20 protein-coding genes are annotated in these 25,671 nt (G+C 67.6%); 3 read left to right on the top strand and 17 right to left on the bottom strand.

Annotation, left to right across the window (positions count from 1 at the left end):
* Positions 1–26 precede the first annotated feature (26 nt).
* Both O9Y01_RS07520 and O9Y01_RS07515 read right to left on the bottom strand, forming a co-directional pair.
* Positions 27–548, bottom strand: coding sequence for a CAP domain-containing protein (locus O9Y01_RS07520; protein WP_269630916.1), 522 nt, complete (start codon positions 546–548; stop codon positions 27–29).
* Positions 549–577: 29 nt separating this feature from the next.
* Entirely contained in the window at positions 578–1,636 is a 1,059-nt protein-coding gene (locus tag O9Y01_RS07515; RefSeq protein ID WP_269630915.1) for an acyltransferase family protein, read from the bottom strand.
* A 288-nt stretch (positions 1,637–1,924) separates the two neighbouring features.
* Here O9Y01_RS07515 and O9Y01_RS07510 point away from each other — a divergent pair, with 288 nt between their 5' ends.
* Genes O9Y01_RS07510 through O9Y01_RS07500 form a run of 3 tightly spaced genes read left to right on the top strand, consistent with a single transcriptional unit; the run spans position 1,925 to position 4,509 of the window.
* A complete protein-coding gene (locus O9Y01_RS07510) occupies positions 1,925–2,587 on the top strand; it encodes a choice-of-anchor J family PEP-CTERM protein (protein ID WP_269630914.1) in 663 nt (220 codons plus the stop codon).
* Positions 2,588–2,611: 24 nt separating this feature from the next.
* A complete protein-coding gene (locus tag O9Y01_RS07505) occupies positions 2,612–3,061 on the top strand; it encodes a post-PEP-CTERM-1 domain-containing protein (protein WP_269630913.1) in 450 nt (149 codons plus the stop codon).
* Positions 3,062–3,069: 8 nt separating this feature from the next.
* Positions 3,070–4,509, top strand: a complete 1,440-nt coding sequence (locus O9Y01_RS07500) for a PA domain-containing protein (protein ID WP_269630912.1) — start codon at positions 3,070–3,072, stop codon at positions 4,507–4,509.
* 79 nt (positions 4,510–4,588) lie between these two features.
* Here O9Y01_RS07500 and O9Y01_RS07495 read toward each other — a convergent pair whose 3' ends face one another.
* The 15 genes from O9Y01_RS07495 to O9Y01_RS07425 form a co-directional block, all read right to left on the bottom strand.
* A complete protein-coding gene (locus O9Y01_RS07495) occupies positions 4,589–5,446 on the bottom strand; it encodes a transglutaminase-like domain-containing protein (protein WP_269630911.1) in 858 nt (285 codons plus the stop codon).
* A complete protein-coding gene (locus tag O9Y01_RS07490) occupies positions 5,443–6,318 on the bottom strand; it encodes a rhodanese-like domain-containing protein (RefSeq protein WP_269630910.1) in 876 nt (291 codons plus the stop codon). The genes O9Y01_RS07495 and O9Y01_RS07490 overlap by 4 nt, the downstream gene beginning before the upstream one ends.
* Positions 6,319–6,373: 55 nt before the next feature.
* On the bottom strand, positions 6,374–6,904 hold the full coding sequence (locus tag O9Y01_RS07485; protein ID WP_269630909.1) for a type II secretion system protein: 531 nt from the start codon (positions 6,902–6,904) through the stop codon (positions 6,374–6,376).
* Complete coding sequence (locus tag O9Y01_RS07480) at positions 6,891–7,280, bottom strand: type II secretion system protein (protein ID WP_269630908.1); 390 nt, start codon at positions 7,278–7,280, stop codon at positions 6,891–6,893. The genes O9Y01_RS07485 and O9Y01_RS07480 overlap by 14 nt, the downstream gene beginning before the upstream one ends.
* Positions 7,274–7,762: a type II secretion system protein gene (locus O9Y01_RS07475; RefSeq protein ID WP_269630907.1), complete on the bottom strand. Its 489-nt coding sequence runs from the start codon at positions 7,760–7,762 to the stop codon at positions 7,274–7,276. Before O9Y01_RS07475 ends, O9Y01_RS07480 begins: the two co-directional genes overlap by 7 nt.
* Positions 7,759–10,059: a cohesin domain-containing protein gene (locus O9Y01_RS07470; RefSeq protein ID WP_269630906.1), complete on the bottom strand. Its 2,301-nt coding sequence runs from the start codon at positions 10,057–10,059 to the stop codon at positions 7,759–7,761. The genes O9Y01_RS07475 and O9Y01_RS07470 overlap by 4 nt, the downstream gene beginning before the upstream one ends.
* Positions 10,056–10,598: a hypothetical protein gene (locus tag O9Y01_RS07465; protein WP_269630905.1), complete on the bottom strand. Its 543-nt coding sequence runs from the start codon at positions 10,596–10,598 to the stop codon at positions 10,056–10,058. Before O9Y01_RS07465 ends, O9Y01_RS07470 begins: the two co-directional genes overlap by 4 nt.
* Complete coding sequence (locus O9Y01_RS07460) at positions 10,595–11,194, bottom strand: hypothetical protein (RefSeq protein ID WP_269630904.1); 600 nt, start codon at positions 11,192–11,194, stop codon at positions 10,595–10,597. The genes O9Y01_RS07465 and O9Y01_RS07460 overlap by 4 nt, the downstream gene beginning before the upstream one ends.
* A complete protein-coding gene (locus O9Y01_RS07455; RefSeq protein WP_269630903.1) occupies positions 11,182–12,540 on the bottom strand; it encodes a hypothetical protein in 1,359 nt (452 codons plus the stop codon). The genes O9Y01_RS07460 and O9Y01_RS07455 overlap by 13 nt, the downstream gene beginning before the upstream one ends.
* Positions 12,527–14,212, bottom strand: coding sequence for a GspE/PulE family protein (locus tag O9Y01_RS07450; RefSeq protein WP_269630902.1), 1,686 nt, complete (start codon positions 14,210–14,212; stop codon positions 12,527–12,529). The genes O9Y01_RS07455 and O9Y01_RS07450 overlap by 14 nt, the downstream gene beginning before the upstream one ends.
* Complete coding sequence (locus tag O9Y01_RS07445; protein WP_269630901.1) at positions 14,209–15,441, bottom strand: type II secretion system F family protein; 1,233 nt, start codon at positions 15,439–15,441, stop codon at positions 14,209–14,211. Before O9Y01_RS07445 ends, O9Y01_RS07450 begins: the two co-directional genes overlap by 4 nt.
* Positions 15,442–15,449: 8 nt before the next feature.
* Positions 15,450–15,896 carry a type II secretion system major pseudopilin GspG gene (gene gspG / locus O9Y01_RS07440; protein WP_269630900.1) on the bottom strand — a complete coding sequence of 149 codons (447 nt, stop codon included), beginning with the start codon at positions 15,894–15,896 and terminating at the stop codon, positions 15,450–15,452.
* 81 nt (positions 15,897–15,977) lie between these two features.
* Positions 15,978–20,078, bottom strand: a complete 4,101-nt coding sequence (locus O9Y01_RS07435; RefSeq protein WP_269630899.1) for a hypothetical protein — start codon at positions 20,076–20,078, stop codon at positions 15,978–15,980.
* A gap of 68 nt (positions 20,079–20,146) precedes the next feature.
* The gene (locus O9Y01_RS07430) at positions 20,147–20,548 is read right to left on the bottom strand and encodes a glutaredoxin family protein (RefSeq protein WP_269630898.1); all 402 of its coding nucleotides are present in this window, start codon (positions 20,546–20,548) and stop codon (positions 20,147–20,149) included.
* 549 nt (positions 20,549–21,097) lie between these two features.
* Positions 21,098–25,669: an Ig-like domain repeat protein gene (locus O9Y01_RS07425; RefSeq protein WP_269630897.1), complete on the bottom strand. Its 4,572-nt coding sequence runs from the start codon at positions 25,667–25,669 to the stop codon at positions 21,098–21,100.
* Positions 25,670–25,671 lie beyond the last annotated feature (2 nt).

Below are 25,671 nucleotides of genomic sequence, written 5' to 3'. Positions count from 1 at the left end.
AGGGCGGGGCCGCGTGCCCCTGCCGGTCAGAAGCGCCGGGCCGGTGCCGCCAGGTGCAGCACCCAGAACCGTTCGTAGCGCCCCGAGGCAGCGACGCAGGCGAGGCCCAGCTCCTCGAAGTCCGCGCGCATGAGGTTGGCGCAGTGCTCCTCGCTGGAGGCCCAGAGACTGAAGGCTTCGTCCAGCCCCAGGGGGCCCGCGGCCAGGTTCTCGCCGACGGCCCTCAGCGTATAGCCGGTGTCACGCACGCGCTCCCGCAGCGTGGGGCTGCTCAGGCCCTGATGACTCAGCTCACCGCGCGCCGCCAGCTCGGCCGCGAAACGCTGGGCGGACTGCTGCAGGGCCGCATTCCAGCGCAAGGGGCGGGCAGCCTCGAAGGCCCGGGCGCCGCAGCGGCGCGCTTCCTGGCGCAGGGCATTGGCCAGGGCCAGGGCCTGCTGCACATCGGGCTCGCAGCCCGGCGCCGGCGCCTCCTGCGCCGCGGCAGCACCGGCCAGGCCGGCCACCATGCAGGCCCCGAGCAAGCGCAGGGAAGTCGTCCGTCTCATGGCACGACATCTTAGGGCCAGGGCCGGCCTCAGGCCCGCAGGAGCCGGGCAAGCCCGCGCCGCAGAACCTGGCGCAGCTGCTCGCAGGGGCCGGTGAAGGCCGCCGAAAGGGCCAGGCTCAGGACCGTCACGCCACCCAGGGCCAGCGGAGGCCAGACCGCCGCCAGCGCCGAAAAGAACTGCAGCAGCGGGTAGTGGAAGAGGTAGATCGGGAATGTCGCCCGTGACAGCAGGGGCACCCAATGCCCCTGCCAGGCCGGCACGTGTCGCCCGCGCAGCCAGGCAGACATCCCGGCCACGTGGGCCGCCACGCCCAGCGCGATGAGGTTGTCGGAGATGAAGGCATCCGACGCGCCCAGCAGCTGCACCGCCGGCTGCGGCAGCAGTTCCAGGAGGCGCCAGGTGATGAAGCGGTTGCCCACCTTGCCCAGCACCAGCACCAGGGCCCAGGCCAGGCCAACCGCCGCGACCAGAGCCCCACGGGACGCCTCCATCGCATGCACGCGAGGGCTGCGGTGAATCCACACCCCCATCCACCAGGCCGGCAGCAGGAGCAGCACGCGGGGCCCGACGAGCAGCCCGCACAGCAGGGTCAGCGGCCAGCGCCAGCGCGGGCCCGCGAAGCTGAGCACGCCGAACAGCAGGTAGTAGCCCGCCTCGTAGGAAAGAGACCACAGAGGGACGTTGCTCCCCGCCGCCCAGCCCTCGATCCAGAACTCGTTGACGAAGCACACCGAAGCCAGCACCCGGCCCCAGCCGCCCGGCACCGGCTCATACAGCGCCGGCAGCAGCGAGCGGCCTCCCGCATCCAGCACCGTCGTCAGGACGATCGCCGGCAGGGCCACCGACCAGAGCCGGCTCAGGCGCTGCACGGCGTAGTGGCGCCAGTCCAGGTCCTTGTGCTCGCGGCTGTAGGCGATCACATAGCCCGACAGCACGAAGAACACCACCACTGCCTCATGCCCATAGCCAGCCAGGCCCTGCAGCGCAGTGCCGTGATAGCGCGCATACGACGCGTGATGGACGAAGACCAGCAAGGCTGCGGCCAGGCGCAGCACGTCCAGGTAGATCGAAAAGGCCGGAGACATCAGGAAGGCTGGGGCACGAGGCCAGGGCGATGAGGCTGGCTGCACTGTAGCGACTCGGGCTCGGTGCCTGGCCCGCCCCCTGCGAAGTGCGCACAACAGGCATGCGCCATCCTGTTTTTCCTTTACGGACTTCTACTACCCCGCAACTGGGTGTCACTAGGGCTTACAGCATCCCCACTTCGTAGGATGGCTCGTGAGAATTCGCACGGTCTGGACAGGCCCCGGCCAAGCAGTTCTTAGCGCCGCACCCACCCAGCCCATCTCGATTCCGTATTTGGAGGGTTTCCCATGCGCAAGCAAGTTCTTTCGGTCCTGGCCCTGTCGGCCGCCATGGCCAGCGCCCAGGCAGGCACGCTGCTGTCCGAGGGTTTTGACAATGTCGGCGGCCTGGCGGCCCAGGGTTGGGTGTTCACCAACAACAGCCTGAACCCGCAGAACAAGTGGCTGCAGGGCGCCGATGGCGTCTTTGCTCCGCAAGCCGGTGGTCCGACCAGCTACGCGACGGCCACCTACAACAGCGCCAAACCGGCTGGCGGCGCCATCGAGAATTGGCTGATTACCAAGACGTTCTCGCTGTCCCAGTCTTTCCAGCTGAGCTTCTATGCCAACGCCAAGGCCGACGGATTCATCGATCAGCTGGACGTGATGCTGAGCACCAATGGCAGCGCAAGCGCCACCGGCAACTTCACCCATCTGCTGGTGTCGATCAATCCGACCGGCGACGTCAACGGAGCCCCCTACGGCTGGACCCGTTACACAGCCACTTTCGACGGCCTGGGCGGCAGCGCCTCCGGCCGTCTGGCCTTTGTCTACAAGGGTGACTACGAGACGGCCGACGCCATCGCCCTCGACACCCTGGACGTCAGCACCGTCCCCGAGCCCGCCAGCTACGCCCTGATCGCCCTGGGCCTGGTCGGTGCCGCCGTGGCCCAGCGCCGTCGCAAGGCCTGAGCCCCCACAAGAGGAGAACACACCATGAAGAGCCAATCCCTGATCGCTCTGGCCAGCGGCCTGCTGCTCAGCGGCGCCGCCCTGGCCTGCACCAACTGTGAAGAGCATGCCAAGGCCGAGGCCAAGGCAGCCGCCAGCACCAGCGTCACTGAAGGCGCCGACGGCATGATCGCCGTGCGCGACGCCGTCACCGGCGAGCTGCGCGCCCCCACCGCCGACGAGGCGGCCGCGCTGCAGGCCAAGGCCCAGGCCGCCAAGTCCTCGCGCCTGCGTGCCCTGTCCGTGGCACCTGTGCAGGCCGAGCGCATGAACTCGCGCGGCGCCTTCGGCTTCCGTCCCGGCCCCGAGAACGTCAGCTACTCCGTCGTGACCCGCAACGCCGACGGCAGCCTGTCCAGCACCTGCGTGCAGGGCCAGGAGCAGGCCGAGGCCATCGTCAAGGGCCCCGTGGCCAAGTCCGCCAACAAGGAGTGAACCCCGTCATGAGCAAGCACTTCATCAAGCCGCTGGCGGCCTCCCTGCTGCTGGCCTTCGGTGCCGCACAGGCAGCCACCATCCAGATCCAGAACCGTGACGCCGTCGGCGTGGGCTTCAATGACCCCACCCCCGTCGCCCCCGTGGGCGGCAACCCCGGCACCACCCTGGGCGAGCAGCGCTGGAACGTCTACCGCTACGTCGCCGACATCTGGGAAAAGCAGCTCACCAGCGACGTGGTCATCACCGTCAGCGCTGGCTGGGAACCCCTGACCTGCTCGGCCTCCTCGGCCGTGCTGGGCAGCGCCAGCGCCTGGAACATCTGGCGCGATTTCACGGGCGCTCCCAAGGCCAACACCTGGTATCCCCAGGCCCTGGCCAACAAGATCTCGGGCGTCAATCAGTCCGAAGGCCAGCCCGATGACGGCAGCGGCTACGGCAATGTCGACATCAAGACCCAGTTCAACATCAACCTGGGCAAGCCCGACTGCCTGGCCGGCTCCGGCTTCTACCTGGGCCTGGATGGCAATACCGGCGGCCAGATCAACTTCGTCGCCACGCTGCTGCACGAGCTGGGCCACGGCCTGGGCTTTGCCACCTTCACCCGCGGCAACACCGGCGCCCTGCTGGCTGGCTACCCCTCCGCCTGGGATCACTTCCTTCTGGACAACGTGACCGGCAAGAAGTGGACGCAGATGACCGCCAGCGAGCGCGTCACCTCCGCCACCAACGGCCGCCGCCTGGTGTGGACCGGTGCTGAAGTCGGCGCCAAGGTGCCGGAAGTCCTGGCCCTGGGCACGCCCTCGGCCAAGATCACCGCCCCGTCCAGCCTGACGCGCGCCCTGGCCATCGGCACCGCCGCCTTCGGCCCGCAGATCACCGCCTCCGGCCTCAGCGCCGAGGTGATGCCTGTGGTCGACCAGGCCGACGGCGTCACCGGCCTGGCCTGCGATCCGCTGAGCGCGGCCAACAAGCTGGCCGTGGCCGGCAAGATCGCCCTGGTGGACCGCGGCGTCTGCTCCTTCACCGTGAAGGTCAAGAACGCCCAGCTGGCCGGTGCCAAGGCCGTGCTGGTGGTGGACAACGCCAACGACAACCCGCCTCCGGGCCTGGGTGGTGCCGACAACACCATCACCATCCCCTCCGCCCGCATCAGCAAGGTCGACGGCCTGGCCCTGAAGGATGCGATGAAGGCCCGCACCCGTACGCGCTCCGGCCTGTACATCACGCTGGGTCTGGACATGAGCCAGTACGCTGGTGCCGACCTGATGGGTCGCCCCTACCTGTACACGCCCAATCCCTTCGCCTCGGGTTCCTCGGTGTCCCATTACGACACCAGCGCCTTCCCGAACCAGCTGATGGAGCCCTTCATCAACGCCGACCTGACGACCATCCTGCAGTCGCCGAAGGACCTGACCTTCCATCTGCTGCGCGATATCGGCTGGTAAGCCACGCGCTCCGGCACCTCCCGGTGCCGGCAGCCTTCAAGGCGCGAGATCCTGTGGGACTCGCGCCTTTTTCATGGGCTCACTGCCAGGCGACCTGCAGTTGCCCCAGCGTCCGCCACCGGTGGTGGCTGCCCAGAGTGCCGTCGCCATGTGCCGAGTAGTAGCGGAAGCGAAGGTAGGCCTGCGCGTCTGCGTCGAATTCGCGGCGCTGTGCGTCGAGGATGAGCCAGCGCCCGTCCACCCACAGCTCCGCCCAGTCGTGGTAGTCGCCTGGCTTCACGATGGCGTCATGGGTCAGCACATAGCCACCCACCGAGCGTGCAGCCATGCCGGCAGACCGAGCCAGGGACGTGGCGAGATGGGCGAACTCCGTGCAGTCTCCCTGGCGGGTGTTCAGCGCATGCAGGGCGCCCTTGTCGTTGGGGCTGTAAGCCGTGTACTGCACATGCGCGACCAGCCAGTCGAAGATGGCCCGTGCGGTGTCAAGACCTGACCCCCGGCGAAGCTCAGCGGCCCGCTCTGCGATGGCGGACTCGCCAAAGTCGAGGAACGGCCCGTGGCCCTGCCAGCGGTCGCAGCCGCTGTCCGGGGCCGTCCTCCCGGGCGCCGGCAGCGCCACGCGGGTGTCGAGCTGAACCCTGACCCGCTGGCGAGGGGCGACCTCCGCCAGCGTGATCAACGCCGTGTTCTGGCCCAGGCAGTCCGGACTCCAGCGCAGCGGCTGCGAGGCTTCTGCGGAGACCAGCTGCTGCTCCCCTGGCAGCGATGCCGGCAGGGCGCAGGCAAATTCCTCGTTCCTGAGCCATTCGCTGCCGGGATTGAACAGCTCCCAGATGAAGCGCAGCCGCCGCACCGGCGCCTCACCGGCCGGCGCCAGCGTGGGCAGCACGCCAGCCAGACCGGCGGCCAGGGCGTGCAGGACGGATCGCCGCTTCACAGGCCGCAGCCCAGGCGTTTGGGGCCCAGCCTCTGCAGGCCGTCAAGGCGGGAGGTCTGGCGGGCAGCTTCCGCGAGCCCCGCTTCGCCACCGGTATAGACGAAGCCGAGACGGCCCGCCTTGGCTGCCAGCAGTGCATCGAGCTGGGCACGAGCAGTATCTCGCCCCGACGCCACGATGAACCGGGCGCTGCCGCGATCGGGCGGGATGCCGACAGGCCGGCGGTCTGGGCGCTTCGCTGCGGAGGCTGCTCCCGCATCGGCGGCCCCCACGGTCGCCGCATCCGGATAGCGCCGGCGCAGGCCGGACATCTCCGGGCCGAGATAGAGACGCTGCCTGGGATCCTGCATTTCCAGCAGGAATTCCTCCGGGGTCAGGTCTTGCGCTTCACGCAGGTCCAGCGGCAGGCCCAACCACGCCAGACCCTGCTGCGACCAGGCGATGACCCCGCCGTCGGCCACTGCCACCCTGCGGTAGCCCTGGGCGCGCAGGGCGAAGCACAGCTCGACCAGCTCAGGCTCGCCCTTGCCACGGCCCAGCAGGAGCACGGTCTTCGCGCGCCAGTACGGCTTGGACAGCAAGGCCTCCGGGCTGACGCTGATGGCTCCGGCGGCGTGCCCGCGCTCGAACTCCGCAGGCAGTCGAACATCAGCCAGCACGAGGTCACTGCCAAACCGGGACAGGTCCGCCACGTCTACCAGGCAATCCGCCTGCTTCGATGGCTGCACCCTTGCCTGCGGGCGTTCAGCCTTGGACGGCGTCTCCGCCGGCTGCTTGGGACAGGCACCCGTGGCCTGGGGAATGCCGGCCAGCACATCAAGCCCGGTCATGTCCATTGCGCCAGCCGCCCCGGCCAGCAGCAGAGAGGCCATGGCAAGGCCTGCCTCTCGAGAAGTCTTCCACCGCCCCTGCATTTGGCTATTCCTTCTATTGAAAGCCCTGCACTGCCGACGCGCCACGCGCTGTCGCTGAGGCTGCAGCCGCCGGCGCCGGCGCACCAAACACCCATTGCGCATAGCGCTGCTTGCCGGCCAGTGCGGCGTCGTCGAGCTCGAAGTTGTCCTGCTTGATGGGGCGCTGATCCGAGAGGGAATGCACCCCCGCCACGAAGGTACCGGCCCGCACAAGCCCCCACTCGGCCTTGCCGGTCATGGGATCCACATAAATGCGGCGCAGATGCCGCCTCAGCTGGCCCGTCCTGCGATCTGCCAGCAGCGCGTCCAGCGAAGGGGGCAGCTCCCTCGCCTTGGGATCCGGCGAGGCCTGCTGGTAGCTCTCGAAGGCCTGGCGGAACTGCTGGCCGATGAAGAGGAGCTCACGCTCCCGTGCGCGCTGGGTCGCCAGCGACGCCACCTCCACGACCTGCACCAGGCCCAGCCCCATCGCCGCGATGCCCAGCAGCAGCCAGACATAGGCGAAGCCAGCCTCGTAGGGGCGGTGCTGACTAGTAGTCCGCATAGGCCTTGCCTGACTTGCCGCTGCCGGGCGCCGCGCTGCGCAGGTCGCCCACGCGCCCGTTCTCGCCGCTCGGCGGCGCAACCAGCACCCAGGCCGTCTGGCTCTCGAGGACCGGATCCCAGGGCAGGGCCGACAGGTACCTGGCCTCGACCAGTTCCTCCAGGGACTCCGGATAGCGCCCCCTGTCCGCGAAGAACCTGTCGATACCAAGGCGCGTCACCCGCAGGTTCTCGGCCAGCACGACGTCCCGGCTCTTGTCCAGCGAGCTGAAGTACCGGGGCACGGAGAGGGTCAGCAGCATGGCCAGGACCACCATGACCAGCAGCATCTCGATCAGGGTGAAGGCGCGCGACTGGCGTCGGGGGCTGGCTACCATAGGCGATAGGGGACCCCGTTGAGGCCCTTGCGTTCGGATTTCGAGAAGACGTCGTAGACATCGTCGCCCGCCCTGGGATCGTCGGCCGGCGAGGCAAAGCTGCGCAGCGCCCAGCTGTCCTGGGCCTGCAGGTCCTCGGCGGCGAAAGGGTCCCTGGGCAGCCGGCGAAGGAAGTAGATCTTCTTCTTGACCGGGCTGCGCTGGTCGTCGACGCCATCGACCAGGACCTGCAGCGAGCGGGGATAGCCTGTGTCACCGACCTTCAGTGCGATGCGCCCCTGTTCCGCGGCCCGCTTGTAGGCATCCAGCGCGGAGCGGATCTCCATCAGCGCCTGGCGCAACTCCTGCTCCTTGTGCCGTTGCGCGGCCACCTGCGCCATGGGCACGGAGACCAGGGCCAGCACCGCCAGGATGGCCAGGCACACCAGCAGCTCGACGAAGGTGAAGCCACCGGCACGGCGGGCGCAGGAGCGGGTCTTCATGGCGCGACGTTCAGGCTATGCACCAGGGGAAGCGGGCGCGCCAGCCCCTGCTCCGGCGTCGGCGAGGCCGCGATGAGCGCGATGCCCGTGCCCGTCGCTGCGGCCAGGGCACGGAAGGAGACCTGCACCACCCCTCCCTGGCCATTGACGCCGTTGGCGCCATCGCGGGTGATGGCCGCGAAGACCTTGCCCTGCGCCATGTCCAGCCGGTGGCTGAAGGCCGTGCTGCCCCCGCCCTGCTTGAAGAAGCTGCCTTCCTGGACCGACACCGGCTGCACGATCTTGGGATCGAAGCCCAGCACCAGCGGGAGACCCAGCAGGGCCTGCTCCGAGCTCATGTGCAGCGTCAGCGTGAACTGTTCGCCGACGCGGACGGCGGCCGGCCCCTGCCACTTCAGGGCCGCGCCCGGACCCACTCGGTCGGCGCCTGCGCTTTGCGGCGGGCGGGCCGCTGCACCGGCAGGCGCCGCCGCGCCTTCCGGCTTCTCCCTGGCCTCGGGCACCTCATCCAGCTTGAGCTCGGGCATGCCGATGGCTGCCTCCGTGCCCGACAGCAGTTCCGCCTGCTGCGCACTCGGGCGCTGCAGGGAGCGCAGGATGCGGGGGGTAATGGACAGCAGGATCTCGCTGCGCTGCGTGTCGTCCTTGCTGCTGCCGAACAGGCGCCCGGCGATGGGCAGCTCACCCAGCCCCGGCACCTTGTTCGCGCCAACCCGCTCCTCCGAGTTGATCAGCCCCGCCAGCACCTGGGTCTCGCCGTCACGCAGCTGCAGCGTCGTGGAGGCCGCACGCTGTCCGATCTGGTACGACAGGGTGCCGGTTTTGCTGACGATCTCGCGCACCAGGTTGGAGACCTCCAGGTTGACCTTGATGCCTACCTCCTGGTCCAGGCGGATCTGGGGCTCGACCTCCAGCTTCAGCCCCACGTCCACATAGCTGACCGACTCGGACACAAAGCCCGTCGAGGTGGAGGTCGTGGTGATCACAGGCACCTTGTCGCCGATCTGGATCCGTGCCTTCTCCTTGTTCCGTACACGGATGCGCGGATTGGCCAGGATGTTGGCGTCCTGGTCTTCCTTTCGCGCATTGATGGCCACCGGCCCCACTGTGGCCTTGACGGTCGAGGGGCGCAGGTGTGAGAGCTGGCTCAGCGTCAGGGCATCGGTACCCGTCGTCAGCGGAGCCAGGCTCAGCTGCCCCGGCCACTGCACGCCCAGCTCCATGAGCCGGGAACGCTTGACCTCCAGGATTTCGACATCGAGCATGACCTCCGGGTCCGGCACGTCATGCAACGCCACGATGCGCTCGGCCAGCTTCAGGGCCTCGGGCGTGTCCCGCATCACGATGGTTCCCAGGCGCTCGTCCACGGTCATGTCCTTGGCCTTGACGATGGTCTTGAGCAGGTTGGAGACCGCCTTGACGTCCCCATTGGCCAGGAAGAAGGTCCGCACCGACAGCGCCTGGTACTCCTTGAGCTTCTGCGGCGTCGAGGGATAGATCAGCAGGGAGTTGGCGTTCAGCACGCGCTGCTCCAGCTGGTTGGTGGTGAGCAGCAGGCGCAGCGCATCCTCCACCGTGGTCTGCTTCGCGATCACCGTCGCGCGGAGGTCGGGCCGCACGTCTCGATCGTAGAAGAAGTTCAGGCCGGCCACCTTGGCCAGCACCTCGAGGATGGACTTCAGCGGGGCATCCCTGAATTCGAGCGACACCGGCTTGCGGTAGGCGGCCGCCAGGCGCTTGTCCGGGCCGGACTGCTGCTGCTCCAGGGCCTCCACGCGGGCCTGCCAGTACAGGGCGGCGGCGTGGCGCGGGTTCTCCAGCAGCACCTGGCGCAGCTTGGCGGCGGTGAGGGCCAGGGTTTCGGTGGCCCCCGCCTTGAGCTCGCGCTCGACCTCGGCCAGCACCTGGAGGTGGTGGCGCTCCCTGACGACGTCCTGCAGGCCCTGACGAGCCATGGCGTTGTCAGCATCCAGGCCCTGCACCTTCAGGTAGAGCTTCTCCGCTTCACTGAGGCGCCCGGCCCGGGCCTCACCCGCGGCGTCCATCAGGGCGCGGCGCACGGCGGCTTCGCGCCGGGTGACCAGCTCCATCCGGAACTCGGCGTTCCGGGGGGACTCCTGCACCGCCTGCTGCAGCTTGGCCAGGCCTGCCTCCTGCTGACCTTGCGCCAGGAGTGCCTGGCCCTCACGGAAAGCCGCATCGCCTGCGCAGCCCGCCAGGGCCAGCAGCAGGGACAGGGCGAGCCATCGGCACCCAGGGCGCGGTCGCAGGCGCCTCGCATCAGGGATCTTGGTCATGGGGAGCTGGAGATTTCGAGAGATTGACGCGTCTGCGTGGGCACATGGAGGAAGACGGCCATGTGGTCCTGAATGGCTTCGAGCACGTAGGCATCGGTGACCTTGTCGCCGGGCCGTGCGAACAGGCTCTGGTCAAAATGGAGCAGCAGGGCCACCGGGCCGCGCTCGTCCTCGTAGCGACCGAGGGCCTTGAAGGGCAGGGGCGGCGCCACGTTCGATGGGGTCTGCTCGAGCACCACCTCCCTGACGGCCGCCGACGCGGGCGCCGGCATCGGGGGCGGCTCTGCACCCCGCGCCCAGGCTGGAATGACGAAGGGCTGGCGCCAGGCTTCATCCGCGCTGACCGCAGGCATCGCAGGGCCGGATACCGGTGTGGAGACCGCCTCCACCACAGCAGGCCGCTGCGCGCCGGGCGCCGCGGCGCGTGCCACCGGCGCCACCACCTCCTCCTGCGCCGGCGGGGCCCGCCAGGCGGCATACAGCACCGCCAGCAACAGGCCCCACAGGGCCGCACGGCGCCAGGACTGCGCGGCGCTCATGGCTGCCTCCCCGCCGGCTTGGCGTCCGGCGTCACATACAGCACCCAGCGCAGCTGCGCCTCCACCTGCTCGGCATCGACGCTGGCCCTCTTGATGGCGGCCGCCTCCAGGGCCAGGCTGGCGTTGCCGCGCGTCGCCGCCTGGACGAAGGCGAACAGCTGCGAGGCCGCGCCCTTCACCGGCAGGGTCATCACGAATCGCTGGAAGGGTTCCTGCTCGCGCTGTTGCCATTGGTAGCTGCCGCCTTCGACACGCAGGCCCTGTTCCCCAGCCTGGGTCAACAGCTGCCCCAGCAGTTCGGGCACCTGGGCACGCGAGGCGAGGCCGATGTCGATCGCACCGGAGCCCAGCTGGGACGCCGGGGCGGCCACGGCCTGCGCCGCCTCGCCGGCCAGCTCCCACGCCCTCTGCTGCCCCTGAAGGGCTTGCCGCTGCCAGGACCACAGCAGCACCGCCGCAGGCAGCAGCAGGCCGGCCAACGCCCAGCCCCAGAGCCAGGACCCGCAGCTGCGGCGCAGGCGCGCCGCGGCCAGGGCCAGGGCCCACTGCCAGCGCTTGAGACTGCCGGGTGCCGTGCCACGCATCATCGTTGCCATGCAAGCTCCAAGGTGAAGCGGTAGCGGTCTTCGGCCTTGTCCTGGCGCAGGGCATGCTGGGTCAGCACCACGGCGCCTACCGGCCGGCGATGCTCCAGGTAGGCCATGTAGCGGGTCATGTCCAGGGCGGTCCGTCCTTCCAGTTGCAGCTTCACCGTCTGGGTGGTCGACGCGGCAGGGGACTGCCCGAATTCGAGGTCCAGCAAGGCCACGTCGATGTCCCGCGGAGGCAGGAGCACGCTCAGCAGATCGGCATAGGGGGTGCGCAGCTGCCGCAGCACGGCCGCCAGGCCTTCACCGACCTTGGCGTCCTGCTTCACCAGCGGCCGCGCCGCACTGCGATGGCTCAGCTGTGCCGTCTGTTCGGCCAGCACCAGCTCCCTGTCGTGCAGGCGGTACGCCGCCAGCAGCATCACCACAGCCACGCTCAGCAGGCTCGCGAGGGCCAGGCCGTGCAGCAGGGCGCCCCTGGGCCCTGGCAAACGGGCATCCAGGGCGCTGCGCTGCCGCAGGCCGTTCCGCAGCCATCGCAGGGCAGCCGGCCCCTCGCCTGGCGTCTCCGCCAGCCAGCGCATCTGCTCGCTGGCCACAGGTGGCTCGGCCGGTGTCCCCGCCGGCAGTCCGTGGAGCACGGGATCGTCGTCCGTCCACGAGGGCTGGCGCCAGCGCAGGCGCTGCCATTGCTTCAGCAGCTCGTCCTCGCGAGGCGCGGCCCGCGGGGCACTGAATGCGTAGGCCGACTCAAGGTGGCGGGCGCCGGCGAGGAACAAGGCGTCCTGCTCACCGGCCAATACCAGCTGCCGGACGCCCCCCATCTGGCGCCGGGCCTCCTGCCAGCCCAGGACGCTGAGGCCGGTCACACGGCCCAGGGCCCAGCCCTGTTCCTTCACGCAGACCTGCAGGGCCTCCATCCAGGCCAGCGGGTAGGCGATGGCCAGGCGCGGCTGCCCATACGGCGCATCATCGACCCGCTGGGACCAACGCTCGAGGTCCCAGCCGGCCTCGAGCGCACAGCGCCGGACGTAGGCACCGGCCGACACCTTCTCCAGCAGCTGTGCAGACCAGGGCACCGTCATGTGCAGCAGCCAGGGCGGCTCGAACACCACATGCAGCGTCGCCCGGGCTGGCAGGCCGGCAGAAGCGCAAAGTGCCTTCAATGCAGCCTGCGCCAGCAGGCCGTCCTTCTGCGCGCGCTCGCCGGCCTGCGGCGCGTCGGCGGCGGCCAGAGGAATGCGCTGGATGCGGGCCTGGCCATCCTCGGTCCAGGCCAGCGCCAGCTCCTCGCGCCGGACGGCCAGCAGCAACGGGCCGGGCGCCTGCCCGCGCCTCGTCTCAACCTGCGACACGGTGCCACTCCTCCAGCGTCGTCAGCCCCTGGGCCACCCATTGCAGGGCCCGCTCCTGGAGGCTCACCCAGCCTTGCCGCTCCGCCGCGTAGGCCCGCATGGCAGACACCGGCGCGCGTTCGGCAATCATTTCCCGCAGACGGTCGTCCAGCACCAGCAGCTCCGCCACAGCCTTGCGGCCCTTGTAACCCACGCCGCGGCAATGCCCGCAGCCGCGGCCAGTCCGCAGCTGCCAGCCCTGCATGTCCTGCTGCTGCAGGCCGACCCGGCTCAGCAGCTCGCGCGAGGGCTGCATGGGCTCGCTGCACTGCGGGCAGATCTGGCGGATCAGGCGCTGGGCCAGGATGCCATTGAGGGCCGCGGCAAAGCTGTAGGCATCAACGCCCATGTGCAGGAAGCGGCCGAGCACATCGAAGACGTTGTTGGCGTGGACCGTGGTGAACACCAGGTGGCCGGTCAGCGCGGCCTGCACGGCAATCTGCGCGGTTTCGTCATCGCGGATCTCGCCCACCATGATCTTGTCCGGGTCATGACGCAGGATGGAGCGCAGCCCGCGGGCGAAGGTGAGCCCCTTCTTCTCGTTCACCGGGATCTGCAGCACGCGCGGCAGGCGGTACTCCACCGGGTCCTCGATGGTGACGATCTTGTCGCGACCGGTGTGGATCTCGGTGATGGCGGCGTAGAGGGTGGTCGTCTTGCCTGAGCCGGTCGGGCCCGTCACCAGCACCATGCCGTGCGGCTTGCCGGACAGGCGCCGCAGCGTCTCGATGGCCTCGCCATCGAGGCCCAGGCGATCCAGCGTCAAGGTGCGCGCCTCTTCCGTCAGGGCCTGCCGGTCCAGCAGGCGCAGCACCGCGTCCTCGCCGAAGATGTTGGGCATGACGGAGACACGGAAGTCGATGTCCCGCCCGTTGATGCGCACCTTGAAGCGTCCGTCCTGCGGCACGCGACGCTCGGCGATGTCCAGCTCGGCCATCACCTTGATGCGCGAGATGGCCTGCTCGGCCATCTCCGCGCTCTGCACCTCCGTGATGGGCACCAGCACGCCGTCGATCCGGTACAGCACGCGCAGCCAGCCGGCGTCGCACTCCATGTGGATGTCGCTGGCCTGCAGCTTCAGCGCGTCATAGATGGTCGAGTTGACCAGCTTGACGACGGGATTGCTGTCCTCGTTGATGGAGGCCAGCGTGATGATCGCGGCCACCTCTTCCTCGCCGGCCTCGGCACCGCCGCCATCGAAGCCGTCCAGCGCGCGCAGGGCCCGCTCCTGCTGGGCCAGGAAGGCGTCGACGTCGTCGGGCAGGGCCAGGGCCAGGGCCGCATCGGCCCCGTGGTCCGCACAGCGCTGCGTCGCCCACTCTTCGGTCGCGACATCCCAGGGATCCTGCAGCACCAGCAGGACGCCCCCCTGCTCGGAGCGCAGCGGCAGGCAGCCGCGCTGCGCGCATTCGGCAAAGGGGATCCAGTCGAAGACGGCGGCGTGGGACTGCAGCTCGCGCATGCTCAGCACAGGCAGACCCCAGTGAGCGGCCAGGGCGCCCAGCGTCGAAGGCAGGTCCCGGTCCAGGCAGTGGGCGACGGCATCCAGCATCGTGCCGCCGCGCGTCTGGCAGTGGGCGCGGGCGCGATGCAGCAGGGCCTCGTCCAGCAGGAGCTGTGGATGGGTGTTCATTGCAAGCTGTTGGCCATGTCAAAGATCGGCATGTACATCAGGACCACGACCGTGCCGATCACCGCGCCGATCAGGGTCATCAGCAGGGGCTCCAGCAGGCGCGAGGCCCAGTCAACCCAGCGGGCGAATTCGTCGTCGGCGAACTGGGCGCTGCGCTCCAGCATGTCGGCCAGCTGACCGGAGCGCTCGCCAACCTTGATCAGGGACTCGGCGATGGGATTGGCCAGCCCGGCGGCGATCAGTGCGTCCGAGAACATGCGGCCCTGCGTCACCGCGGTGAGGCAGTCCTGCAGCCGGCCCTGCTGCTGCGCATCCAGCAGGCCGCGCACCATGCCCAGGGCCCGCGGCAGAGAGATGCCGGAGACCAGCAGCAGGCCCAGGGCGCGGTAGAAGCGCGCCAGCCGGAACTCCTGCGCCTTTCGGGCCAGCACCGGCACCCGCAACACCCAGCCCAGCAGCCAGGCCCGGCCCTGCGCACGCGCCAGCAGCAGGCCGATGCCCCCGATCACACAGGCCGCGGCCGCGAGGCCCAGCGCCCAATGCGCATAGAGCGCCTTGCCAAACTGCAGCAGCAGCATGGACAGCCAGGGCATGTCCTTGCCCGCGCTCTCGTAGACCACCGAGAAGCGCGGCACCACATAGCCCAGCAGGAAGAGCATGACGAAAGTGCCCACCACCAGCAGCATCGCGGGGTAGATGGCCGCCGAGACCAGCTTCTTGCGCAGCTCCTCGAACTGCTGCTGGTAGCCCACATAGCGGCGCAGGGCCTGCGGCAGGTCGCCGGTGCGCTCCGCGGCGCGGATGGTGGCCACGTAGATGGGCGGGAAGTGCGCCGGCAGGGTCTCCAGCACATCGGAGAAGTTGCGTCCGACCTCCAGGCCGCCCAGCACGCCTTGCAGCACCTGGCGTGCCGCAGCGCTGCGTTCCTTGGCGACCAGCGCCGACAGGGCCTCGGGCAGGGTCAGGCCGGCATTGAGCAGGGCCAGCAGCTCCTGGCTGAAGAGCAGCAGGGAAAGCCGCGGGCCGGCCTCCCCGGCTCCCGCGGGCTCGGCCGGCGCGGACGCCAGGGCCTCCACGCCCAGTACGCGCCAGCCGCGTGCACGCGCTTGCCGCATGGCGGCGTGCTCGTCCAGGCCGGGCATGTGCAGCGACTGCTCCATGCCTGCGCTGTCCAGCACCCGCAGGCGCACGCCCGTACCGGCCTCGCGCAGAGGCTGCGTTGTCGTCATGCCGGGACTCAGCGGTAGCTGACGTCTGCCGCCAGCCCTTCACCACCCGCGCGCCCGTCCTGGCCCAGGGACAGGAGGTCGTAGTCGCCTCCGTCGGCCGCCGGCGAGCGGTACACATAGGCATTGCCCCAGGGGTCCTGCGGCAAGGCCTTCTGCAGATAGGGACCGGACCAGCGCGCCTCCCCACCCGGGCGGCCCAGCAGGGCAGCCAGGCCCTGCTCGGACGTCGGATAGTGGCCGGTGTCCAGACGGTAGGCGTCCAGCGCCTTGGCGAAGGCGTCCAGCTGCGCCCGGGCGACGCCCCGTTCGGACTTGCCGATCTGCCCGAAATAGCGTGGGCCCACATAGGCTGCGAGCAGGCCGATGATGACCATCACCACCAGCAGTTCCAGCAAGGTGAAGGCCTGCTGGGCACGCGCTGATGGCAGCGGTGCCCCCCTCCCTGTCGTGTTCATTTTTGTGGCCCTCCTCATTTGGCCGGCAGGGATTTTAGCTGGGCTGCCCCGGCTGCGCCGCCTGCAGTCCCGCCAGATCGTTCAAGGACTGGGCGCCGTCAACGTAAAAGTCAGGGCCCAAGCCGGCCCGCAAGAGGCCATGCCAGCTCGGGAAAGTCCAGACTTCGCTCGAACCGTCACTGTCGAATTGGTCTTGACCGTCTGGTAGGCAAAGCTGGACCCAAAACTCAACTCACCACTGGCGGCTTCGATGGTGGGACAGTTGCTTCCCCCGATAGGCGCCCCGGCCTGCGGCTTGGCGGTCACGGCGTATAGGAACCGGTAAGCATTTCCCAGGTCTGCGCTGAGCACGTAGTCAGAGGACGTCGCATTCACCTTGGTTTCGCTGAGGACGCGGATGTTGCACAGGCGCAATCCCAGACCCACGGAGCCTGCCGTGACGTTGTTCTTCGTGTAGGTAAACGCACCGGTGACCGGCTGCAACACCTGGCGACCCATCAGGTCAGGGTCCTCGGAAACCAGGCTGCCAATGCCGACGAAATCGCTGATGAGGCTTTGAACACACTGGCGGCCATAAGTGACTTCCAAGCTGGCGGACCCTGCGTCAGCCGCGGTGATCACCCGAGCCCCGTTCAGAACACCCAATTCCGCGATGGCAGCGTCAAGACTCACGGGAGCAGCACCCATGCCGCTGTAGTTCAGTGGGAAGCTCACACGATCCCCTTCGTTGATCACAGCTGGCCGGCTCAGCGACACAAGGCCGCGCTGATTGCCACTTGGAATGACCAATGCTCCCGGTGCAAAGGCTTGCCCCTGGCCGCGGGTGGAACTCGCGACGGCATACACGTAGTAGGTTCCGACGGGCAGTGCGCTGGCATCCCAGACCCACTCACCGCTACGCTCGCCGGGCGCAGGCTTGATGCCGTCCGCGATCAACTGGCCGGAGAACACATCGCGACTGTCCTGGGGTGCCGTAGAGCCAGCATTGACCTTCTTGTAGTACAGCGCCACCTGGACATCTGCATCGACAGTTGCCAACTGCCAGCGGATGCGCTGCGTCTTGGTACTCCCATCCACAACCGGCTGCATCGGACGATCCGGGAAGGTCAGCGCGATGGGGACGGCCTGCTGCTGCTCCAGTCGAACACTGAACTTGCCTGTCCGTGACCAAGCGCTGGCCAGCCCCTGGCTATCTACAGCACGCACACGCCACCAGCGTTCTGCACCGTCGGGAAGTGCCATCGGCACAAGCCAACTGGGCGACGACTGCAGCACGCCCCCGATCTTGGTGGACAGGGCAGCATCCGCATAGATCTCGAACTCATACTGCACCGCCTGACCATCAGGATCCTGGGCCAGACCACTCAGCAGTACAGGATTGGAGGTGGTCACCCAGGACTCATGGCCTGGGTTGCGCAAGGCCGGCACGGTGGGCGCCCGGTTCGGCACGCTGACGCGGAAGCGGCGCACTTCCGGCTTGTCGCCGCTCATGGTCTGGTCCACCCTCCACCAGTACGTCTGCCCAGGCTTGAGGCCGGTGACCGTCCAGCTGACGACGCCATTGACCGCCTTGATGGTGGGGCCGACGCGCCTGTCCGCAGAATCGAAGGTATTCACGGTGTCGATGTCAAAGCGCTCCTCCGTCAAATTGCTCCGCACGGACAATGTCACGCTCGTGCCAGTGATCTCGGCGGCATCCAGAGGCGCCATCAGTCCCCGCACGGGCCAGTACGCTGCCGGATCGACAGTAAAGGAATCCATCCCAGTGAAGGTTGCCGGTATGTACGTCGAACTCCGAGCGCCTCGAGCATCCCAGACCTCGACACGCCAGGTGTAGAAGGTCGACGGCAGCAGGGGCACCGGGACCTTCCATGAGGTCTCACCACCCGCGCCGCCGAACAAGAGGCCAGACCGCGCCACCAGCACTTCGTCGGTGGCGCCATTCCAACGGCACAGTCCGTTGTCAGCGGGAAGAGCTTCGCCCTGGATCCGCCAACGGCACACGTGCACCTCGTAGCGCAACGTGTCACCGTCAACGTCCTCTGCGTTGCGCCAAACCAGGACGGGTTGCGCGTCCTTGAACTGGTAGTTCTCCGTGACCTTGCGCACCCGCGGCGGCGCCGCATTCCCCTGATTCGTGGAGAACCACGCCTCCACCCACGGGCTGGACAGCGTGCCGTCCGTGGCCCGCACGCGCCACCAGTACTTGCGGTTGGAGCGGAAGTCCGCCGCCACCGACCAGGTGGCCTGCATCACGCCGCCCACGCTGACCGGGGCCACGGTGGCCGAGGCCAGCAGCTGGCTGTACTCGGCGTCGTCGTAGAGCTCGAAGACCAGGCTGGTGGCGGAGTCGAACTCGCCACCGGCCAGCGCGACCGTCAGCGGCAGGGGATTGGCCTGGAACTCGGTGCCGGTCCAGCTCAGGGCCTGGCGGGCGCCGGCCAGGGGCGACACCACGCGCGGCAGGGCCGGCAGCTTCAGCAGCGGCGCCGCTTTAACCGTGATCTTGGCGCTGCGGCTGGTGCTCATCAGGCCGTCGTTGGCCGTGTAGTTGATGAGGTAGTCCCCCTTGCTGCCGCGGGCCGGCGTCCAGTCGAACACCGAGCGGGCCAGGGCCGGCGCGCCAGGATCGGCCGCCTGCGGCAGCCACTTGGCGCCCGTGGGCAGCGGGGTGGCCGTCAGCGTCACCGGCTTGCCGTTCTTGCCGCTGGCCTCCACCAGGAAGGAGACCTGCTGCCCCTCCTGCACCGTGCGGTCCGCGATGAACTGCAGGGCCGGCGGCTGGATCTCCACGGGCGGCGCCTTGAACTCGGTGCTGTAGACACCCGTCGAGTTCACGTCGAAGACGTTGAGCCAGTACTCCCACTTCTTGGTTTCGGCGTTGCGGGTGCGGCTCAGCCAGACGTTCTCCGGCGCCAGCACCTTGCCGTCCGAACGCTGGATCACGCCCAGGGCGCGCGTGCCGGCATGCGGATCCGGCAGGCGTGCGTAGACGAAGCCGGCCGTGACCGGGAAGTTCAGCGCATAGCCGCTGCCGCCCGAGCCCGCGCCGAGCGTGGCCACGGCGCTGTGATTGGTGACCACCGTGTCCTGGCCTTCGGATTCGTAGACGCGCATCACGTCGCCGTCCTGCGCGAGGAAGTCGCGCACCGTGTCGCGGCCCGGCAGGTCCACGCGCACATCGCGCACCAGCGTGTGCGCCTGCGTGCCCTGCAGCAGCGAGGTCATCGCGCCGCCCAGTTCATCCGCATGGCTGAACTTCGCGGTGAACTCGGTGAAGCGGCCCGAGAGGGTGCTCTCCATGATCCAGCGCGCGGTCTTGGCGCTGTTGCCCGGCACATCGCCCAGCTTGGCCAGCAGGGTGTTGGGCGCGGGGACGTCGCCCACATAGCTGCCCGTCAGCTTGAAGCCGATCAGCAGGTCCTGCTTGTTCTCGATGATCTTGGGCTGGGCGGAATCGATGACCAGGTTCTTCGCCGTGGCCACGCCGTTGTTCTTGACGCGCAGGCCCAGGGTGAAGGGCTGCACCGGCTCCACCTCGGGCGTCAGCGGGTCGTCGCCCTCCACCTCGGCGGGCAGGAAGTAGTCCAGGCTCAGCTGGGGCAGGGGCTTGACCTTGATGACGTCCGGCGCCACGTCCAGCACCGTGTCCTCGCCGTTGTAGCGGTAGCTCAGCGTGGCGCCCACCAGGTACTTCTTGCCCAGCGGCGCATTGCCCGCCGCGCCCGGCGCGGGGATCAGCAGCCAGTTCAGCACCGCCGTGCTGCGGGGCCGGACCATGCCCGTGCCGTCGGCCGCGCCGATGTCCTTCTTGGACGAGAGGCGGATGAAGAACTTGGCGTTCAGGTCATTGGGGTTGTCCGAGATCAGCACGGGCGTGCCCGCTTCGTCCGTCACCTTGACCACCACGCCCACGTTCTCCAGCACGCTGCTGTCGGTGCTGTTGATGATGCGCATCTCGGCATCAAAGGCCTGGCGCTCCAGCGTCAGCTCCTGCTTGATCTCGATCTTGACCTTGGCACAGACCGTCTCCTGCGCCTGCACGGCCAGCGCCGCCATCCACAGGCCGGCGCCCAGCACCCGCGCGACGCGGGCACCCAGGCGCTGCCAGCCCGTGCGTGAGGCCGCGCGGGGGTGCTGCGGGGCCGGAGGGATTGCGAAGTCGGCGGTCAAAGAGCTCATAGTGAGGCCCACGGCAGCGGCCGTGGTCGGCTGGGACTACGTTAGGAAAAAGGGAGGGCGCGAGCGCGTCAGAGGCTCAGCGCCGCCAGGAATTCATCGGAGTCAAACCCGTCGTGCATGCGGTGCTCGCGGCCCTGGCGGTTCAGCACCAGAAAGGGCGTGCCATTCGCGTGATAACTCGCGAACTCGGATTCACAGCGGCTGTCGACGGACATATTGCATTCGGTATAGGCAAAACCGTATTGGTTCAGCCAGGCCTTGGCCTGGTGGCAGTAGCCGCATTCGGTGGTGGTGTACATGACCACCTCTTCGGCCTTGACGGTGGCGGCGAGGGCATGGATTTGCTCGGGGGTCCAGTTGCTGCTCGGGGTGCTGGATTCGCGGTGGTTGAAGACCTGGGTTTTGAGTAGCCAGGCGATGAGGAGGATGGCGAGGAGTTGGAGCCAGGTGGGGAGGGTTTTGCTGGGCATGGTGGGTGGATGGGGACGGCGGCTCTTGATTCAAAAATTACCGACGACACTAAGGCCGGACCTTAAGTCTTGAGTACTTAACATTAAGGCCTGACCCCGGTTCTCCGCCATTATTTTGACTACAGCCTCAGGCATCAGCACCCTCCACAATTAATAAAATTATAATGGTCGAGAAAGTTTACTAGGGACAACGGTATACCTTGACTTACCCGGTCTAGAATATGAATCTAGCACTGCTAGAACTTCATCTCGAAATCTAAGCGTCACTTCAACACCTTCGCCAAAGCACTTCCAATCTGTTTGAAGATCATCGGCGGTCGGCAATGTACCCAATTGTGACTCGACACAGAATGGAGGCCTATTCATTGGAGGTCTGCCGCGAACGGGCTCTTCAAATGGACGGCCTGGAGCATTCATCAGCCAAACGTGATTAACCATCTCTCCGGAATTTCGAAGATAAGCATAAACAGACCTACCATCACAATCCACAGCAAGGGCCCATTCATCTGGGCCCATGACTTCAATCAAAAAATCATCACTTAACATACATTATCTCCACCATTTATCCCACTCCTCTTTCCAGTATTTTTTCCGATCCTTGTCAAATTCTTTCCGATCTGGATTTATCCATTCCGGATGCTTATCCTTAAAATTCCCTGCGCCTCTATGCTCCGTGCGAGTGAGTTCCTCAACCGTATTTGGGCCAGTATGATGAAGCTCCACCGGATGTCCGTCACTTCCAATTGGCGCATTCCCTCGCTTTTTTGGAGGCTTTAGCTCATCTCTCGGTATTTTTTGCGTACAAACAATAGCATTGTGGACAATAAACGCTTGAATTCCGACGAAATACGCATGAGCCGTACCCAATTCAATATTGAATACAGGCGCAATACCTGCGTCGAAACGCTGAAGATCAATTAATGCCCGCCAATCACCTGGGCGGGTCAATATATCGTCCTGCGTCGTCAGGCGGGCGGCGTCTTTCCATCCATTCTTTGTTAAAAATGGATGCCCCCCTGTTGCCTCAATCGTCTCGCCCGAAGCCCCCGCCAGCGACACCAACTCCTGCGACTTGATGCTGCTAAAGACATCGATCACCCGCTCATACCGCAGCCGCCGATCACGACCCGTCGAGAGGTCGCCAGCTTCCTCCCACTCAGCAAAGGCCAGCACCTCATCGCCAACGCGCACATCGCGAATGGGCTTGAGCACGCTGTAGCCGCGCTGGGCATCCGCATCGGCCGCATCCGCCGGCCGGACATGGACCAGGGTGTCACCCGGGAAGCTGTTGCGGCCCGTAGCGCACTTGACCTTGTCCCAGGCCTCCTTGGCCTTCTTGCGCGCCCAGTCGGGCATCCACTTGAGCAGCTTCTTGGCCAGCTTGCCCAGAGGACCCACGATGCAGGACTTCGCGCAGTCCTTGAGCGAAGACTTCAGGTCAACGCATTCACCGGTCACGGCATCGGTCATCGCCTCCTCGGCCGTGCAGCCCAGGACGCATTCCCCGTATATCGCCGCCGCTTCAGCAGCCGCTCCGACAAAGGGCACGATCTCCCCTGTCGGATCGGTCAAGTTCGCAGGATCCGCTTCGGCATAGCGGTACATATTCCCGCCGCCCTCCAGGCCAATGGGATCCTGGGTGATGTAGCGCCCCGTCTCCGGGTCGTAATAGCGGCGGAAGTTGTAGTGCAGACCTGTTTCGGCGTCTTCCCACTGGCCGGGCAGGCGCAACGCCAGCTCGATGGTGGGGCGCTCGGCCGTGGCTGCCGGCGTGGTGATCTGGGCCCGGCCGAACACGTTGAACTGGGCGGACCAGAGCAGGCGACCGTTCTTGTCCAGGGCCTGCATGGGCGTGCCCAGCTGGTCATGCTGGAGATAGGCCACCACGGCCTGACCGGCGCTGTTCTGCGTCTTGACGAACAGCGGCGCCGTGCTGAAGTGGCTGTCGGGCATGACGCCGATCTGCGTGTGCAGCACCGGCGCGCCGCTGGCCGCGACCTGCTCATCCGGCCCGAGGGTGATGGGCTGGCGGCTCTCGGCCAGCAGGCCCTCGTCACCGTAGAGGTAGTAGCTTCGCAGGGCCTGCGCCAGGAGCTGGCCGGCAGCGTCTCGGTACTGCTCCTTCCAGATGCGCTGGTCCAGCGGGTCGTAGCCATAGCGAGCCACCAGCGCACCCGCGCCCGTGCGCACCTCGGTGAGGCGGTTGAGTACGTCGTAGCGGTACTCGGTCACCTTGCCGCCCGGCTCGGTCTTGCGCACCTGGTTGCCCGCCTCATCGTAGGCGTAGGTGGTGGCCGAAGCGCCAGTACCACGGCTCAGCAGGCGGTTGTTGCCGTCATAGGTCCAGGCGCCGCTGACCCGGCTGTGGCCAACGCGATTGCCGGCGCCGTCCAGGGTGAAGCGCTCGACTTCGTTGCCGTAGGCCCCGCTGCGCTCGGCCTGCACCAGGCGGGCCTCGTCGTCGTAGCTCAGGGTCAGGTCGTCGGTGCTGCTGGCGCCTTCGGCGATGTCGGTCCGCTGGCGGGTCTTGAGCTCCTGCAGCTTGCCGTAGGTGTAGGCCGTTTCCAGCACCGTCTGCTGCGTGGGCGTCTTGACCGTCTGACCGAGAAGGTTGAGCAGGCCGTCATACCGGCTCTCGTGGCTGCCGCCGCCGGGCAGCGTGACCTTGGTCGGCGCCGTCCACTGGAACTCGGTCACGCTCAGGCTGCCTTCGCCCGGCACGCCCACGCGTTCGAGCTCGCCGTGGGCCGCGTAGGCGTACTCGACGACGCTGCCGTCAGGCCAGTTCAGGCGCGTCTTCCGGCCCTCGGGGCTGTAGCGGTAGCTGTAGCTCAGCGCGTAGCTACCGCCGGCCGGGTTGGGGACCTGCAGGGTCTCGCTGAGCTTGCGGTTGTCCTCGTCATAGACCGCCGACCCCCTGCTTTCCTGCTGCCCCGCCGGACGGGTGAGGTCCGTGTCCGTCCAGGCGACCAGGTTGTCCTCGGCGTCCCAGTCGAGCGTGATCTTGCGCTTCAGCGCGTGCGCACTGTCGAAATGCTGCACCTCCACGACGCGGCTGCGCGCGTCATAGCGGTACTCGCTCTCCACGCCCTTGGGATCCGTGCGCCCGGTGGTGTTGCCGGCGGCGTCATAGCGGTACTGCACGGACTGCCCCATCGGCAGCGTTTCCTTGGTCACGCGGCCCAGGCGGTCGTACTCGAAGGCATTGGTCCGGCCATTCGGGTCGGTCAGCGCCAGCAGATCGCCCCAGGCGCTGTAACGGCTGATGGTCTTGTTGCCCAGGCTGTCCATCAGCTCGGTCAGTCGCCCCAGAGCGTCGTAGCTGTAGCTGGTCGTCTTGCCGTTGGCGTCCGTGCTGGTCTTTAGCCGGCCGCGCAAGTCGTAGGTGCTGTAGCTGACCAGGCCCTCTTCGCCCAAAGGCGTGGGATTGAGCAGGGTGTCCGCCGTGGGGCGTTCCAGGGCGTCCAGCCGCTGTCGCTGGGTGTAGGTCGGGTAGCGGGTCTCGGTCGGTGCACCCATGGAGCCAGGCTGACCGTTGCTCAACTCGTAGCGGAGCTCGGTCACGTTGCCACGGCCGTCCACCTGGCGCGTCAGGCGCTGGAAGTTGTCGAACTCGTTGGTCTCGGACACACCGTCCGCATCGGTGGTGCTGATCGGCTGGCCCAGGCCGTTGTATCGATTGCGGGAGATGCCTCCCACCGGATTGACCACCAAAGACAACCGATCCCGAGCATCGTAGATCGCCTGCATGCCATTACCGCGGCGGTCGGCACTGCCAACGACGTTGCCTACACGGTCATAGCGGTAGCTGCGTTCAGCACTGCTGCTGCCGGGTGCCGGTGCCGTGCTGACGTTGAAGTCCACCGTGCCGGCGCTGACGAGCCCGATGTTGTTGGCGTCGCCGCTGTACTCGGCGCGCACCAGGTGGGCGCCCGGCGTGCCAAAGCTGACGATCAGCGTGGCCATGCCTTCGACGACAGGCGCCGTGCCCAGCAGTGTCGTCCCCTCGTAGAACGACACCGTGCCGCTGGGCTTGTTCCCACCGACGCTGGCCACCAGCACGGTGCGCGCCCCGGCCGGCAACTCCTTGAGCGTGCTGCTCAAACCCAGGCTGGCCGGCGTCGCGTTGTCCACGCTCACAGCTACAGGTGCGGAGCTGCTGGCCTCGTTGTTGATGTCGCCGGGAAACTGGGCCACCACGCTGTAGCTGCCCACTGCCAGTCGCGTGCTGTAGGAGAAGAGCCCGTTGCTGTCCAGCGGCACGCTGTCGAGCACCCGGGCGCCCGCGCTGAGCGTCACCCGCCCGCCAGGCGAGAAGCCCTTGACCTGGCCGCTGAGCACCAACAAGTCCTTGCCATGCAACGTCGTGGCCTTGGCGTTGAGCAGGGTCGTGCTGCCAGACTTCTCCACCACCAGGCTCAGCGGCGCAGACTGCACCTTCTCGTAGGCCGGGCTGGCCACGTTCAGCCGTGCCACCACCTCGCTCGCGCCCATGTAGCGCCCAGGCAGTTCGCCTACCGCCTCGCCTGCTGCGTCCAGCGCGTAGTCCTGCGAGGCCCCGAAGCTGACCTTGCCCATCACCGGCACCGCCGGGTCCACGCCGCTCAGCCGCGCGCGCAGCCGCACCGGCTGCCCGGCCTGCACCTTTTCATCCAGGCGCTCCAGCGTCAGCACTGGCTTGATCTGCGGCAGGATGACGATGTCCAGCGGGTCACTCAGCGAGCCCGGCACCCAGTCGCCGAAGCGGATGTTGCCGTTGGCATCCACACTGCCACCGGCCGCAACATTCAGGAAGCCACCGATGCCCTGCACCGCCCGCGGCCCTGGCTTGCTGAAGCTGCAGGCCAGGCTGTGGATGACCTCGCCGGCCACGTATTGGGTGGCGCCGCCCGACACGCACCGGGCGCCGGGAATGAAGCTCACGTGGTAGTCCAGCTCGTAGCGCTCACGCGCCGCGAAACGCAGCGTGAACACCAGGTCTTCGCCCACATAGGCCGTCGTCTTGGCCACGCTCAGACTGATCTTGGGGGCCTGGGCCTGGGCCACAGGGGCCCACAGCAGGGACGCGCCCAGCATGCACAGGCTCAGCAGGGCCTGCTTCAATTGACTTGCAACTCGCATGG

This window comes from Pelomonas sp. BJYL3 (genome assembly GCF_027257975.1).
In the GTDB taxonomy this organism is placed as follows: Bacteria; Pseudomonadota; Gammaproteobacteria; order Burkholderiales; family Burkholderiaceae_C; genus Roseateles_B; species Roseateles_B flavus.
The sequence above is the reverse complement of the archived record's forward strand: the minus strand, read 5'-3'. Positions and strand labels throughout refer to the sequence as shown.

What these genes read in the sequence shown, in the direction of transcription:
- O9Y01_RS07510 (WP_269630914.1), top strand. Translation starts at nt 1,925, where the DNA reads ATGCGCAAGCAAGTTCTTTCGGTCCTGGCCCTGTCGGCCGCCATGGCC.
- O9Y01_RS07465 (WP_269630905.1), bottom strand. Translation starts at nt 10,598, where the DNA reads ATGAGCGCCGCGCAGTCCTGGCGCCGTGCGGCCCTGTGGGGCCTGTTG.
- O9Y01_RS07480 (WP_269630908.1), bottom strand. Translation starts at nt 7,280, where the DNA reads ATGGTAGCCAGCCCCCGACGCCAGTCGCGCGCCTTCACCCTGATCGAG.
- O9Y01_RS07520 (WP_269630916.1), bottom strand. Translation starts at nt 548, where the DNA reads ATGAGACGGACGACTTCCCTGCGCTTGCTCGGGGCCTGCATGGTGGCC.
- O9Y01_RS07475 (WP_269630907.1), bottom strand. Translation starts at nt 7,762, where the DNA reads ATGAAGACCCGCTCCTGCGCCCGCCGTGCCGGTGGCTTCACCTTCGTC.
- O9Y01_RS07445 (WP_269630901.1), bottom strand. Translation starts at nt 15,441, where the DNA reads ATGACGACAACGCAGCCTCTGCGCGAGGCCGGTACGGGCGTGCGCCTG.
- O9Y01_RS07505 (WP_269630913.1), top strand. Translation starts at nt 2,612, where the DNA reads ATGAAGAGCCAATCCCTGATCGCTCTGGCCAGCGGCCTGCTGCTCAGC.
- O9Y01_RS07515 (WP_269630915.1), bottom strand. Translation starts at nt 1,636, where the DNA reads ATGTCTCCGGCCTTTTCGATCTACCTGGACGTGCTGCGCCTGGCCGCA.
- O9Y01_RS07460 (WP_269630904.1), bottom strand. Translation starts at nt 11,194, where the DNA reads ATGGCAACGATGATGCGTGGCACGGCACCCGGCAGTCTCAAGCGCTGG.
- O9Y01_RS07485 (WP_269630909.1), bottom strand. Translation starts at nt 6,904, where the DNA reads ATGCGGACTACTAGTCAGCACCGCCCCTACGAGGCTGGCTTCGCCTAT.
- O9Y01_RS07450 (WP_269630902.1), bottom strand. Translation starts at nt 14,212, where the DNA reads ATGAACACCCATCCACAGCTCCTGCTGGACGAGGCCCTGCTGCATCGC.
- O9Y01_RS07490 (WP_269630910.1), bottom strand. Translation starts at nt 6,318, where the DNA reads ATGGCCTCTCTGCTGCTGGCCGGGGCGGCTGGCGCAATGGACATGACC.
- O9Y01_RS07435 (WP_269630899.1), bottom strand. Translation starts at nt 20,078, where the DNA reads ATGAGCTCTTTGACCGCCGACTTCGCAATCCCTCCGGCCCCGCAGCAC.
- O9Y01_RS07470 (WP_269630906.1), bottom strand. Translation starts at nt 10,059, where the DNA reads ATGACCAAGATCCCTGATGCGAGGCGCCTGCGACCGCGCCCTGGGTGC.
- gspG (WP_269630900.1), bottom strand. Translation starts at nt 15,896, where the DNA reads ATGAACACGACAGGGAGGGGGGCACCGCTGCCATCAGCGCGTGCCCAG.
- O9Y01_RS07425 (WP_269630897.1), bottom strand. Translation starts at nt 25,669, where the DNA reads ATGCGAGTTGCAAGTCAATTGAAGCAGGCCCTGCTGAGCCTGTGCATG.
- O9Y01_RS07500 (WP_269630912.1), top strand. Translation starts at nt 3,070, where the DNA reads ATGAGCAAGCACTTCATCAAGCCGCTGGCGGCCTCCCTGCTGCTGGCC.
- O9Y01_RS07430 (WP_269630898.1), bottom strand. Translation starts at nt 20,548, where the DNA reads ATGCCCAGCAAAACCCTCCCCACCTGGCTCCAACTCCTCGCCATCCTC.